This window comes from Anaeromyxobacter oryzae, assembly GCF_023169945.1.
Lineage (GTDB): Bacteria > Myxococcota > Myxococcia > Myxococcales > Anaeromyxobacteraceae > Anaeromyxobacter > Anaeromyxobacter oryzae.
Map to the genome: position 1 here is coordinate 1626063 of NZ_AP025591.1, position 12658 is coordinate 1638720.

At 73.0% G+C, this 12658-nt stretch carries 11 protein-coding genes; 4 read left to right on the forward strand and 7 right to left on the reverse strand.

The window, feature by feature from the left end:
* The first annotated feature begins 288 nt into the window (after positions 1–288).
* Positions 289–786, forward strand: a complete 498-nt coding sequence (locus AMOR_RS07100) for a Crp/Fnr family transcriptional regulator (RefSeq protein WP_248360056.1) — start codon at positions 289–291, stop codon at positions 784–786.
* 120 nt (positions 787–906) lie between these two features.
* Here the strand turns inward: AMOR_RS07100 and AMOR_RS07105 are convergent, their stop codons facing one another.
* Entirely contained in the window at positions 907–1788 is an 882-nt protein-coding gene (locus AMOR_RS07105; RefSeq protein WP_248360057.1) for an NAD(P)-dependent oxidoreductase, read from the reverse strand.
* Positions 1789–2178: 390 nt separating this feature from the next.
* Here AMOR_RS07105 and AMOR_RS07110 point away from each other — a divergent pair, with 390 nt between their 5' ends.
* The 3 genes from AMOR_RS07110 to AMOR_RS07120 all read left to right on the forward strand — a co-directional run bounded on the left by AMOR_RS07110 (position 2179) and on the right by AMOR_RS07120 (position 6175).
* Positions 2179–4161 carry a hypothetical protein gene (locus AMOR_RS07110; RefSeq protein WP_248360058.1) on the forward strand — a complete coding sequence of 661 codons (1983 nt, stop codon included), beginning with the start codon at positions 2179–2181 and terminating at the stop codon, positions 4159–4161.
* 246 nt (positions 4162–4407) lie between these two features.
* Complete coding sequence (locus AMOR_RS07115; RefSeq protein ID WP_248360059.1) at positions 4408–5181, forward strand: hypothetical protein; 774 nt, start codon at positions 4408–4410, stop codon at positions 5179–5181.
* A 136-nt stretch (positions 5182–5317) separates the two neighbouring features.
* Entirely contained in the window at positions 5318–6175 is an 858-nt protein-coding gene (locus AMOR_RS07120) for a class I SAM-dependent methyltransferase (protein ID WP_248360060.1), read from the forward strand.
* Between the two features lie 116 nt (positions 6176–6291).
* On the opposite strand, the gene AMOR_RS07125 is transcribed toward AMOR_RS07120, so the two are convergent.
* The 6 genes from AMOR_RS07125 to AMOR_RS07150 form a co-directional block, all read right to left on the reverse strand.
* On the reverse strand, positions 6292–7176 hold the full coding sequence (locus tag AMOR_RS07125) for a BKACE family enzyme (RefSeq protein ID WP_248360061.1): 885 nt from the start codon (positions 7174–7176) through the stop codon (positions 6292–6294).
* Between the two features lie 2 nt (positions 7177–7178).
* Positions 7179–7949, reverse strand: a complete 771-nt coding sequence (locus AMOR_RS07130) for an enoyl-CoA hydratase/isomerase family protein (protein ID WP_248360063.1) — start codon at positions 7947–7949, stop codon at positions 7179–7181.
* A 19-nt stretch (positions 7950–7968) separates the two neighbouring features.
* Entirely contained in the window at positions 7969–9612 is a 1644-nt protein-coding gene (locus tag AMOR_RS07135) for an acyl-CoA carboxylase subunit beta (protein ID WP_318653853.1), read from the reverse strand.
* Entirely contained in the window at positions 9591–10661 is a 1071-nt protein-coding gene (locus AMOR_RS07140; RefSeq protein ID WP_248360065.1) for an acyl-CoA dehydrogenase family protein, read from the reverse strand. Before AMOR_RS07140 ends, AMOR_RS07135 begins: the two co-directional genes overlap by 22 nt.
* An 8-nt stretch (positions 10662–10669) precedes the next feature.
* Positions 10670–11827, reverse strand: a complete 1158-nt coding sequence (locus AMOR_RS07145; protein ID WP_248360067.1) for an acyl-CoA dehydrogenase family protein — start codon at positions 11825–11827, stop codon at positions 10670–10672.
* A gap of 192 nt (positions 11828–12019) precedes the next feature.
* Positions 12020–12640 (reverse strand): hypothetical protein, encoded by a 621-nt coding sequence (locus tag AMOR_RS07150; RefSeq protein ID WP_248360069.1) that lies wholly within the window; start codon positions 12638–12640, stop codon positions 12020–12022.
* Positions 12641–12658: the final 18 nt, after the last annotated feature.

A 12658-nucleotide genomic window follows, 5' to 3' on the forward strand; every position in this document is an offset into this window, starting at 1 on the left:
TCTCGACGCACCGGTTCGACGCGCGACGACCGCGCGCCGAACCGTGGCAGCGCCGCGGCCGGTCACGTGTTCGGGTGGCGCGGCCCCCCTCGTGGCCAGGGGCCCGACGGCAGGTCGCGTGCCCGTCTCCTCCACGAGGTTCCGGCCGGGCGCCACTTCTGCGCCGCTCGGTGGAAGGCCCGGGCGAGGACGCGCGGTCGATGTTCAACGACCTCCGGCGAGAGCCTGGCCCATCGAAGCCCCCCGCTCCACGCCCACAGCGCTTAGTCGAGGCTGACGAGGACCGTCATGGACGATCGCCGCATCGAGCTGCTCCAGTGCACGCCCATCTTCGGCGCGATCCAGGCGCGGGCGCTGGAGGTTCTCCTGGGGGGCACCGTGAACGTGGAGGTTCCGGCCGGCGCTCATTTCTTCCACGAGGGAGAGGCCGCGAACGCGATGTTCGTCCTGGAGTCGGGCCGAGTGGCGGTGGTGAAGCGCTGGGAAGGAGTCGACCACCACCTCCGCGATCTGAACGCCGGCGATTGCTTCGGCGAGATGGCGCTGATCGACATGTCCCCGCGCAGCGCGTCGGTGATTGCGCTCGAGGACTGCTCGGCCATCCGCTTGACGAACGCGGACCTCTTCCGTGTTTACCAGGCCGATCTGGAGCAGTTCGCGCTCATCCAGATGAACATCGCGAGGGAGCTGAGCCGGCGTCTGCGCATCGCCAACGAGCGCTTGTTCGTCGTCGACCTGGAGCCGCGGAGCCGCGGTGAACCCGAGGCGGGCTTCACGAATACCTGACGTTGGCCTGGGCCAAGGCCCCAAAGGCCGCTCGCGCGACCTCCTGATCCGGACGCGCGGGCTCGCCGAGCCGAGCGGCGGATGGCTTCCCGATCGCCGGACGCTTCACGGGGAGGCGCGCTACCCGGTCACGCCGCGGCTGATCACCATCCAGTCCTGCCCGCCCAGCCCCTCGCCGATCGCGCGGTCCATCGCGGCGGCGATGACGGGGAGCAACATCAGGGCCGCCGCGCCGGGCCCGGCGGCCTCGGTCATGAGCCGCGCGTCCTTGCGCGCCATGTCGAGGGTCCAGGAGGGACGGTCGTGGCGCGCCGCGAGGATCCGCTTCACGCGCGCCGGGACGGTGGTGCCCGGGTTGAAGAGCTCGAAGAGCGCACCCGCCTCGGCGGGCGGGACGCCGAGCGACTTCCCGAGGGCCAGCGCGTCGACGAGTCCTGCCGACATCGCCATGAGGAAGCAGTTCCCGACGAGCTTGAGCGCCGCCGCGCGATCGACCTGCGGGCCCAGCCACTCCAGCCGCCCGGTCATGGGCGCGAGGGCCGGCGCGAGCGCCTCGAAGCGGGCGCGCGGCCCGGACGCGAGCATGAGCCCCGTGCCCTCGAGCGCGTTCTGCGGCCCCATGAACACCGGTGCGTGCTGGAAGGGGACGCCGAGGGCCTCCCACCGCGCGGCGCGTGCGATCGTCCCCGCCGGCGAGGTGGTGGTGTGATCGACGAGGATCGCCCCGGGCGCGAGGCCGGGGCAGATCCGGTCCAGGACGTCGTCCACCGCGGCGTCGTCCGAGAGCGCGAGGTGGACGCGCGCCGCGCCGCGGACCGCGTCCGCCGGGTCGTCGCAGGCCACCGCGCCGGTGGAGGCGAGGGCGCGGGCCTTCTCCGGCGATCGGTTCCAGCACCGCACCGGCACGCCGCGCCGGCGCAACGCGCGGACGAAGTTGCCGCCGAGGAGGCCGGTGCCGAGGAACGCCACCTGCTCTGCTGCCGTCGTGCCCTGCTCGCTCATCGTCTTCTCCCGATGCCTCCGTGGCGTGTGTGGCGGCGGAGAGGATAAGGCTCCTGGCTCGCCTGGGCTCTCCCAAACTGGATCTGGTCCAGGGTTCCGACCGAGAGTTCCGCCGATCAGCCCGAGCGGCCGCGTCCGGGACCATTCCGATCGAAGAATCTCAGGATGGCGTCCGTGCTGCGGAACCGAGAGTTCCGCCGATCCATCCGAGCGGCCGCGTCCCGGACCATTCCTGTTCGGCGCATTCGACGCTTCTACCGCGGCGCGAAGCCGCTCCCGCGACGGGTGCGGCACGGTGCCTAGCGGCGGAGACCCGGACGCGTGCGGGGCATTGCAGCGGCATGGGGATCGTGCGTTCGATCAACCAGTCGATCGACGAGGGGGAAGGTCATGATCGCCCGGACGAGGTTGGTGCTCGCGGCCGTGGTGCTCGCGGCCGTCCTCGGATGCTCGAAGAGCAGCAGCGGCGGAAGCGGCGCGTGCCGCGCGGAGCCCGCCCCGGCGTCGGGCCCTGGCGACGTGTCGAACCTGTTCCCGCTCGCCCCGGGCGACGCGTGGGTCTACCAGCTGGTGCCGGCGGACGGCTCGTCCTCGGTGCCCGGCGACATTGCGCGCCGCCATCGCCGGTGGGTGGCCGGGACGCGCCAGGTCGGCGCGCGCGAGGCGGCGGTCGTGCTCGAGCGCGACGCCGACGATCCCGCGGCGGAGCAGGCGGGGTCGCTCCTCGCCGTCACGCCCGGCGGCGTGGTGAGCATCGGGACCTCGTCCGAGCTGCCCGGCGTCGGCGAGGTGACGGTGCTCCGGTTCCCGGTGACGGTCGGCGCTTCGTACGAGGTGGCCTCCTGCTCGCGCGTCGACCTGGGGCTCGACGTGGACGACGACGGCCAGCCGGACGCCTTCGACGTCCGCGAGACGGTCCAGGTCGGCGGCTTCGAGGACGTCACCGTGCCGGCCGGCCGCTTCGCGCAGGCGGTCCGGGTCCTGACGCGCGTCGAGGTCACGGCCTACGCGTCGGGCGGCGGCCAGGGATCCGCCTCCGTCGCCGAGACGGACTGGCTCGCCTCCGGGGTCGGGCTGGTCAAGTCGTCCATCGACGACGGCTCCGGAATGCCCCCGACGGTGATCGACCTCGCCGGCTACACGGTCGGCGGCGCGTCCCGGGGGCTGGGCGAGGCGCATGTCCTCTTCAGCGAGAGCGGAAGCCAGTCCTCCCGCTGCCCGGCGCTCGCGGCCGCGGCCGGGAAGATCCTGGGCTCGTTCTGGAACGCGAACCTCGCCAGTCCGCCGTTGCGCGCGGTGATGATGTCCCTGGACGGCGGCACGCTGTCGGACGTGACGGCGATCGAACGCGTGCTCGGGGTCCCCGCGGTCGCCTTCGACGGCACGCGGTTCCTCCTCGCGGTGGCGGACCTGAACACCGGGTCCACCGCCGTCTACGGCCGGCGCTTCGACACGTCGGGCGCCGGGCTGGACGCCGCGGCCGGGTTCCCGATCGTCGATGCCGCCACGCTGGGCGGCGGCTCCCTCGGCGACGTGGCCGCCGCAGGCGCGTCCGGCGGCGGGTTCCAGGTCGTGCTGGTCCAGAGCACGAGCACCGCGTACCAGGCGCTCTGGGGCGTGCACGTCGCCGGCGACGGTACCGTCTCGGCGCCTCGGTTGCTGTACGAGGGCGAGTTCATCCGGTTCCCGGCGATCGCCGCGGGACCGGGCGGCTCGCTCGTCGCGTGGGAGGAGAGCTCGTTCGCCTGGACACCCGTCCTCGGGAGCTCGCCCGCGATCCGCGCCCTGCGCCTCGGGCCCGACGGCGCGCCGCTCGACGCGGCGCCCATCGACGTCTCGAGCCCGCTCGACGCCGGCCAGACCCTCCCCGCCGTCGCCAGCGACGGCGCGGGATGGCTCGTCGCGTGGCAGGCGTCGCTCGGTCACCACGATCCGTTCTTCGACACGCCATTCGCGGACCTGGCCGGCGCCCGCATCGACGCGAGCGGCGCGCTGCGGGACGGCCCCGCGACGGCGCACGGGTTCACGATCTCCGGGTCCGACCACGGCGCGCGAACGGGGGCGGCGGTCGCGTTCGACGGCACCCGGTACCTCGCGGCGTTCCAGCTCTCGTCGCCCTATGGGTCGCCAGACTACGGGTGGGGAGGCATCCGCGCCTTCGCGCTCGGCGCCGACGCGCGCCCCGAGATCCCGCCCTCGGGCTTCGGGCTCGACGTCACCGGCGCGCCGCTGGAGGGCCACGTGCTCGACTGCCCGATTCTCCTGTCGCCCGACGACGGACCGCCGGTGATCGTCTGGCGGGACCAGACCTGGCAGGGACCCGGGGCGCCACCGCCGGACGTGTCGCTGCGGGCGGCGCGGCTCGCATGGTGAGCCCGGAAGCACCCCGCGAGGCGAACGGCGGCGGCCCCCCACCGGCAGCGCGCCCCGCTCCACCCGCACCGGAGTCGCCGGATCGAGCCGGGCGCCGGCGCGGCGGAGCAGCGCGGCGTCGAACTGCCGCGCGCCCGCAATTCGATCGCGTCCACCACCGGTGGCGTTCGGATCGCCACGATCTCCGGACGAGACATAGAATGCGCGCACGCGCCGGACTGCACGGTGCGGTTCCAGGGGGACGCGTTGTCCAGGATGCTCGTGGTGGTTCTCGTGCTCGGCGCGGGCGCGGGGTGCGCGGCGAAGCCTTCCTCTCAGCCGGTCCACCGGTTCGAGCTGCTGACCTACGCCGAGCCGGCGAATGCGAGTGATCCAGCGACGGTTGAGAGTGAGCAGTGTCTCTTCGGCAGCTACGCCGCCGCGACCCCTGTTCTTCTGTTGTCGGAGAAGGACTCGACGACCTGCTCGGTGACGACCGGAAGAGTCGGTGCGGTGGGGACGGGGAACGGTGATTGCACCGTCCTGGTGGGAGCCGAGCGCTGCAAGGGGACCTACGCACTCGGCGTCATCGGAGCGCGGGGCGCTTACCGGCAGGTAGAGCCTCACGCGATAACGGACGAAGCGACCCGAGCCAGGCTCCGCCAGGCAATCTCGACCGGCAGGGCCGTCGAGATGGCATCGAGCCGGTGGAAGGACGCACTCGACGGACGCTCATTCGAACCGTCCATCTTCGAGGCGTTTTCCTGGTCGGAGCTGGACGGCGGACCGATCCTGGTCCGGTTGAAGGTCGATGGCGACGCCGAGGGGGGCCCCTGGGTGACAGTCTCGCACGGTGAAGTGGGGGCGATGGCAGGGCCGTTCACGATGCAGGTGCCCAGCGGCTTCACGCTCGACGGGCGCAGCTACCTGAGCATTTCGGTCGCCGTTTGCACGGAATGCGGCGGCGTGGGGACCGAGGTTCACGCAGTGGAAGGCGGAAGGCTCCGGCGGGTACTCGAGTCCTTCGCGAACGCGAACTGAGCGGAGCGTGCCTTCCCGGGTCGACGTCTGCCCCTCGCCTCGCCGAGTGGAGCGCGCCCGCGGACGTGCGCTCCCAGTCGTTCTTCGAGCGTGGGAGCGAGCCCCTCGCTACCGACGATATAGAGGAAGGAACGCCATGCCTGAGAAGCCTGACGCTGAAGCAGACAGCACGGCGGTGCGGGTGGCCTTGTGGCGGGCCCTACACGTCCAAGCCGATCCGCCGCCGCACGTGCTCGAAGACGAGGTCGGCCTGAAGCTAGCGGCTCCGCCAGACGGATGGCGCAACCGTCCAGACATGAGCCCGTTCACGAGGCCCTTCCGCGCCTCCATCGTGGCCCGTGGCCGCTTCATCGAAGACCTCGTCGCGGAACAAGCTGCGCGCGGCGTCGGGCAGTACGTCATCCTCGGAGCGGGACTGGACACCTTCGCCCAGCGTCGACCGGACCTCGCCTCCCGATTGCGCGTGTTCGAGGTCGATCGACCCGGTCCTCAGGCGTGGAAGCGCCAGCGCCTCGTCGACCTCGGCTTCGGCATCCCGTCGTTTCTGCGGCTCGTGCCGGTCGACTTCGAGGCCGGCGACGCGTGGTGGGAGCGGCTGGCGACGTCGGGCTTCGATGCCGGACGGCCGGCGGTCGTGGCCTCCACCGGCGTCAGCATGTACCTGACCAAGGACGCGATCGCGGCCACGCTGCGCCAGGTCGCGGCGCTCGCGCCGGGCTCCACGCTCGCCATGTCGTTCTTGCTGCCGTTGGAGCTCGCGGACCCAGAAGTTCGTCCCGGGCTTCAGCGGGCTGCGGAGGGCGCGCGAGCAAACGGCACGCCCTTCATCAGCTTCTTCAGGCCGACGGAGATGCTCGCGCTGGCCCGCGAAGCCGGCTTTCGAGACGTCCATCACGTGTCGGCCGCTGCTCTGACCCAGCGCTACTTCGCGGGCAGGATGGATGGCCTTCGTCCACCGAACAACTCGGAGGAGCTGCTGGTCGCGACGACGTAGTCGCTCGTCGTCGTCGAGCGAACGGACGGAGGACGGTGGTTCGTCGTCGATCAACAGTACCGCCCCCGTTGAGACGCGTGTCGTGGAAGACCGTCGCGCTCGAGGAGCACGCCGCTTCACCGGTTCACGAGCCCGAGCCGCGCCCGGCACTCCTCGACCGTCGCGACCGCGCGCCCCTGGTCCCGCACCATGCGCGCGGCCCGCTCGACGAGCTCGCCATTCGAGCGCGCCATGGTGCCGTCCGGCAGGTAGAAGTTGTCCTCGAGCCCCACCCGCACGTTCCCGCCGATTGCGCAGGCCGCGGCGACGAGGCGCCACTGGTCGCGCCCGATGCCGATCACCTCCCAGTCGCTCTGGTCCGGGAGCTGCCCCACCATCGCGAGCAGGTTCGCCACCGTGGGCGGCACGCCCCCCAGGACACCCATGATCAGGCTGAACTGGAACGGAGGCGCGAGGAGCCCCATGTCCACGAGCGGGTACGCGTTCCCGATGTGCCCCACGTCGAAGCACTCCATCTCCGGCTTCGTCCCCGCCTCCCTCATGGCGCGGAGGATCTCCACGATCTCCGAGAAGGGGTTCGCGAACACGAACTCGAAGACGAACGCCTTCCGGCCGGAGTGGTACTTCGCGTAGTTCATCGAGCCCATGTTGAGCGCCGCGACCGCCGGGCGCATCGCCAGGACCGGCGCCGTCTTCTTCTCGGTCGGGATCCCCACCGCGCCCGTCGAGAAGTTGACGATGACCGGGCAGGCGGCGGTGACCGCCTCGTAGATCGCGCGGTAGTCCTCCACCTCGTAGCTCGGCGTCCCGTCGGGCCGCCGCGCGTGGATGTGCACCGCGGCCGCGCCCGCCTCGAAGGCGCGCCGCGCCTCTGCCGCGTACTCCTCCGGCCGGTAGGGGATGGCCGGGCACTGGGAACGGTTCGCCACCACGCCGGAGAGGGCGCAGGTGATCATGCACGGCCGCTCGGGGTCCTGGTTCGCCCGGGTCCACGTTCCCATCGTCACCTCCCCGTCCAGCGGGGCTCGCGCCTCGCGAGGAACGCCGAGAGCCCCTCGGCGGCGTCCTCGGTCGCGAACACGTCGCCGAGCCGGCGGCACAGGTGCTCGACGGCGGTGTCGAAGGGCAGCTCCTCCGCCTCGGAGAGAGCGCGGCGCCCGATCTGGACGGCGCGCGGAGCGCCCGCCGCGATGGCGGCGAGCACGCGCTCCACCTCGGCGTCGAGCGCGGCGTCGGGCACCGCCCGCGTCACGAGTCCCATTGCCTCCGCCTCGCGCGCCCCGACGAGCGCGCCCGTGTAGACGAGCTCGAGCACCTTCTTGCGCAGGCCGTCGCGGAGGAGGAGCGCCGCGATCATCATGGGGAAGAGGCCCACCTTCACCTCGGGCGTGCCGAAGCGAGCCCCCTCGCGCGCCAGCGCCACGTCACAGGCGAGCACCGGCCCGAGCCCGCCCGCCAGGCAGTCCCCGTTCACCCGCGCGACGAGCGGCTTCCCGTACCCGCGCATCCGCGAGAGGAGCGCCGCGTAGGTCCGGAACAGCGCCATGGGATCGCCCGCGCCCATCGCCGCGGCGAGATCGGCGCCGGAGCTGAAGGCTTGCTCGCCGGCGCCGGTCACGCAGACCACGCGCACGGCCGCGTCGGCCTCGGCGCGGTCGAGGTGCGACAGGAGCGCCTCGAGCGTGGCGGGGCCGAGGGCGTTCCGGCGCGCCTCCCGGTCGATGGTGAGCCAGGCGGCCGCGCCGCGAACCTCGTACCGCACCTCGTCCGCCATGCCGATCCTCCACCCACGGTCACATCCGGAAGGTCCCGTACCCCTGCCGGCGCCCCTCGAGCGGCGCGTTCCGGGCCGCCGCGAGCGCGAGCCCGAGCGCGTCGCGCGTGCCCGCCGGGTCCAGGATCCCGTCGTCCCAGAGCTGCGCGGTCGAGTACCACGCGCTCCCCTCCGCCTCGGCGGCCGCGAGGATCGGGGCGCGGATCTGCTCCTCCTCCTCGGGCCCGAGCGGCGGGCGGCCCTCGCGGGCGAGCTGGTCGTTCTTCACGCTCACGAGCACGCGCGCGGCCTGCTCCGGCCCCATCACCCCGATGCGCCCGTTGGGCCAGGTCCACAGGAACCGCGGCGAGTAGGCGCGGCCGCACATCCCGTAGTTCCCTGCGCCGAACGACTGGCCGATGATGACGGTCAGCTTCGGCACCGTCGCGGTGGCGACCGCGTTCACCATCTTCGCGCCGTCCTTCGTGATGCCGCGCCGCTCGTACTCGCGGCCGATCATGTAGCCGGGGACGTTCTGCAGGAACACGAGCGGGATGCCCTGGCGATCGCACAGCTGGATGAACTGGGTGGCCTTGAGCGCCGACGCCGAGAGCAGGATTCCCTGGTTCGCCAGGATCCCGACCTCGTGCCCGTGCACGAATGCGAACCCGCACACCAGCGTCTTGCCGTAGAGCGCCTTGAACTCGAGGAAGCGCGACCCGTCCACGACGCGCGCGATCACCTCGCGCACGTCGTACTGGCGGGACAGGTTCCGGGGGACGATCCCGTAGATCTCCTCCGGGTCGTAGCGCGGCGGCTCGGGGGTCCGCGCCGGCTCCGCCGGGCGGACGTCGCGCGGCAGCGCCTCGACGAGCCCGCGGACGATCCGGAGCGCGTCGGCGTCGTCCTCGGCGAGGTAGTCCGAGACGCCGGACTCGCGGCAGTGGACGACCGCGCCGCCCAGCTCCTCCGCGGTGACCTCCTCGCCCGTCGCGGCGCGCACGAGCGGCGGCCCTCCGAGAAAGATGGCCCCGGTGCCCTTCACGTGTACGACGTGATCGCTCATCGCCGGGATGTAGGCGCCTCCGGCGGTGCAGTGCCCCATGACCGCGGTGATCTGCGGGACGTTCGCCTTGGAGAGCTGCGCCTGGTTGTAGAAGATGCGCCCCCCGTCGTCGACGTCGGGGAAGATCTCCGACTGGAGCGGGAGGTACGCGCCACCGGAGTCGACCAGCATGATCACGGGGAGCCGGTTCTCGAGCGCGATGGTCTGGACGCGCAGCGTCTTCTTCACGCCCAGCGGGTACACCGTGCCGCCCTTGATCGTCGGGTCGTTGGCGTGGACGAGCACCTCGCGGCCGTGGACGAGGCCGATCCCGGCGCGCGAGCCGGCACCGTGGACGTCGCCCTCGTAGAGGCCGCGCGCGGCGAGCGGCGCGAGCTCGAGCCACGGCCCCCCCGGATCGAGGAGGCGTTCGAGCCGCTCTTGCACGGTGAGCTTGCCGAGCTCGGCGTTCCGCCGCAGCGCGCGCTCCGACCGCTCCGAGCGAGCCCGCTCGAGCTCGCGGCGGAGCTGCTCCACCAGCGCCTGCATGGCCGCGAAGTTCTCGCGGTACTCGGCGCCGCTGGGATCCACCCGGGTCGGCAGGACGTCCATGCGCTTCACCTCTGGTGATCGAGGCACGCGTCCGCGATCTCCATCCGCGCGACCTCGATCGTGGTTCCGGCGAGGGCGAGCCCCTTCGCGTCGCGCCAGGCGCGCTCGGCCGCGCTACCGCGGCGGTAGCCCTCGCCGCCCATGGCCTGGAGGCAGGCGCCGGCGGCCCGCTCGGCCTCCTCGGCGCAGAAGACCTTCGCGCAGCGGACGACCGCGTCGGCGTCGGGATCGCCGGTCGCGGAGAGCCAGGCGGCGCGGTGGCAGAGGAGCTCGGCCGCTTCGGTCCGGGAGAGCACCGCCGCGAGCGCGAAGCCCACCTCCTGCCGCGCCAGCACGGGCCGGCCGTCGCGCATCCGCGCGCTCGCGTGGCGGTGGGCGGCGCGCAGGACGCCGCGCATGAGCCCTGCGGCGGCGATGGCGAGGGAGAGGTCGGCGTCGCGGCGATACCGGGCGCTCGCGGCCCGATCCGGGCGCGGGGCCGAGACGCGCGCCGCCGCGACCGGAGCATCGTCGGCGTCCAGCGCGGAGACCGGCAGGCCGTCGAGGCCGAGCAGCGCGGCGGGCGGGCCGACCCGGATCCCCGGATCGCCCGGAGCGACGAGGCAGAGCGCCTCGGCGCCGTCGGCCTCAGCGAAGACCGCGACGAGGTCGGCGACCGGCGCGTTCGTCACGAGCGGCTTCGCCGCCGTGAGCCGCCAGCCATCCCCGGCGCGTCGCAGGCGCGCCGGGCCGCGCTCCGCGGCGTCCGCGAGCGCCACCGCGCCGACCCGCTCGCCCGCGTCGAAGGCGGCGGCGTCCCCGGGCGCGAGCGCGCCAGGGAGGAACGCGGCCGCGAGTGACGCGAGCTGGCGCGTCGCGTCCGCTGCGAGGAGGAGCGCGGGCGAGGCGCGCGCCAGCGCGAGCCGCGCCGCAACGGCCGGCCCGGCGCCCAGCGCCGCGCAGGCGGCGGCGTGGAGCCGGCGCCACGCGGGCGCGTCGACCGCCCCGACGTCAGCGAGCGCCCGCGCCTGATCGAGGGCGAGCGCGGCCGCGCGCCGCTCCGCGTCCAGCTCCTCCGGCGAAGGGGCGAAGTCCAAGGGAGATCCTAGGCGAGCGCCGCGTCGAGCAGGCGGGAGAGGACGAGCTTCTGGATGTCGGAGGTGCCGCCCCCGATGGCGCCAAGGCGCGCGTCGCGGAAGACGCGCTCCACGTCGTACTCGTGGCAGTAGCCATAGCCCCCGTGCACGACGAGCGCGTCGTTCGTCGGTCCGAGCGACGCGTCGCCGACGAAGAGCTTGGCGCAGGCGGCCTCGAGCGGGTTCATGGGGCGCCCCTGGTCCTTGCACCACGCCACCCGGTACACGAGCGCCCGGGACGCCTCGAGCACGATGCGGAGATCGGCGATGCGGTGCTTCACCGCCTGGAAGTTGGCGATGGCGCGCCCGAACTGCGTGCGGTCGCGCGCGTAGCCGCAGCAGCGATCGACGAGGAACTGCATCTGGCCGAGGAACGGCGCGAGGAGGGTCGAGCGGTCCCACTCCACCGCCTGGAGCGCCGCGAGGAACCCCGCCCCCTCCTCGCCGAGCCGGTGCTCCACGGGGACGACGCAGTCCTCGAGGACGAGCTCGCTCGTCACCGAGCTCCGCATCCCGAGCTTGTGCAGGTCCCGCCCCGCAGAGAAGCCCGGCGTCCCCTTCTCCACCACGAACGCGGTGATCCCGTCGTGTCCGGCCTCGGGATCGGTCTTCGCGAAGACCACCGCGACGTCGGCGATGGATCCGTTGGTGATGAACATCTTGCGGCCGGTGATCCGGTACCCGCCGTCGATCCGCTCCGCGCGGGTCGAGAGCGCCGCCACGTCGGAGCCGGCCCCCGGCTCGGTGAGCGCCATGCAGCCGATCCGCTCGCCCGAGGCGAGGCCCGGGAGCCAGCGCGCCCGCTGCGCCGCGGTGCCGTGGACCTCGATGGTGTCGGCGCACAGGAACGAATGCGCGCCGTAGGAGAGCGCGAGCCCGCCGTCCACCCCCGCCTCGCCGAGCGCCTCGCCCACCGCGACGCAGGTCACCGCGCTCGCGCCGCTGCCGCCGTGCTCGGGGTCGAGGTGGAGCCCGAGCACGCCCAGCTCGCCCAGCCGCCGGAACGAGCGCAGGTCGAAGCGGCCCGCGAGGTCGTGCTCGCGGACGCGCGGCACGATCTCCTCGCGCGCGAAGCGGAGGACCTGTTCGCGTAGCGCCCGCTGCTCGGCGGTGAGGGAGAACTCCACGGCGCCTCGGGACACCGGCGCGAGGCGCCGATCGGCGGGAGGTCATAGATGCGCCGACCGCCGGCCGCCGCGCCCCCGGAGTGTGACCTGGACGCAGTACGACGTTTCACGGCTCGCGGAGCCACGCCGCCCCTTCCGGGCGGCGCCCGGAAGAGGATGCGTTCGGCATTCGCAGCGATCGGGCGCCTGCTCCTAGAGTGTGAAGCCGAGCCGCAGCGTCGCGCCGATGGTCGAGCCGCCGAGCTTGTATGAGCCCGCACTTCCGGCGCTCCCCACCGTCACTGGCACGTCCTTCGAGTTCACGTCCCATCGGGCGAACCCCCACAGCCCGACGGAGAGCGGTCCGCCGCCGAGCTTGACGGAGATGCCGGGCCGGAGCCCCACGTAGAAGAGCCACTCGCTCGTCGAGCTCGCGGTGACGATCTCGGGGTTGCTCGCGAGGTTCCCGTAGCGATGCCCGCCCGCCTCGGCGAGCAGGTCGAGCCTGACGGACCCCGTTCCGAGGGCGAGCCCCCCCAGCGCTCCGATCGCGGTCTGGGACGCCGTGTTGCTGCCGAACGTGGTGTCGACGATCGCGCCGAGCTCGAGCCCGCCCAGGTCGACGAGAATGTCACCCCCGGCCATCTGGAGCGAGGAGCTGAACAGGTCCGGCGAGCTCGTGGTGCCGCTCACCGCTGCGCTGAAGCTCGTCGAAGGCGGTCGCTCCAGCCCGTAGAAGCCCTCGATGGTGACGCCGCCGCCGCCCTCCGCGACCACGGCGCGCGGAACGAGTGACGCGGCGACGATGAGCAGACCCAACGCGGTGCGTGACATTCTCCCTCTCCTTTCGCA

Excerpts from the sequence above, each read along its gene's own strand:
- AMOR_RS07105 (WP_248360057.1), bottom strand. The coding sequence starts at position 1,788 with ATGAGCGAGCAGGGCACGACGGCAGCAGAGCAGGTGGCGTTCCTCGGC.
- AMOR_RS07110 (WP_248360058.1), top strand. The coding sequence starts at position 2,179 with ATGATCGCCCGGACGAGGTTGGTGCTCGCGGCCGTGGTGCTCGCGGCC.
- AMOR_RS07120 (WP_248360060.1), top strand. The coding sequence starts at position 5,318 with ATGCCTGAGAAGCCTGACGCTGAAGCAGACAGCACGGCGGTGCGGGTG.
- AMOR_RS07100 (WP_248360056.1), top strand. The coding sequence starts at position 289 with ATGGACGATCGCCGCATCGAGCTGCTCCAGTGCACGCCCATCTTCGGC.
- AMOR_RS07130 (WP_248360063.1), bottom strand. The coding sequence starts at position 7,949 with ATGGCGGACGAGGTGCGGTACGAGGTTCGCGGCGCGGCCGCCTGGCTC.
- AMOR_RS07150 (WP_248360069.1), bottom strand. The coding sequence starts at position 12,640 with ATGTCACGCACCGCGTTGGGTCTGCTCATCGTCGCCGCGTCACTCGTT.
- AMOR_RS07125 (WP_248360061.1), bottom strand. The coding sequence starts at position 7,176 with ATGGGAACGTGGACCCGGGCGAACCAGGACCCCGAGCGGCCGTGCATG.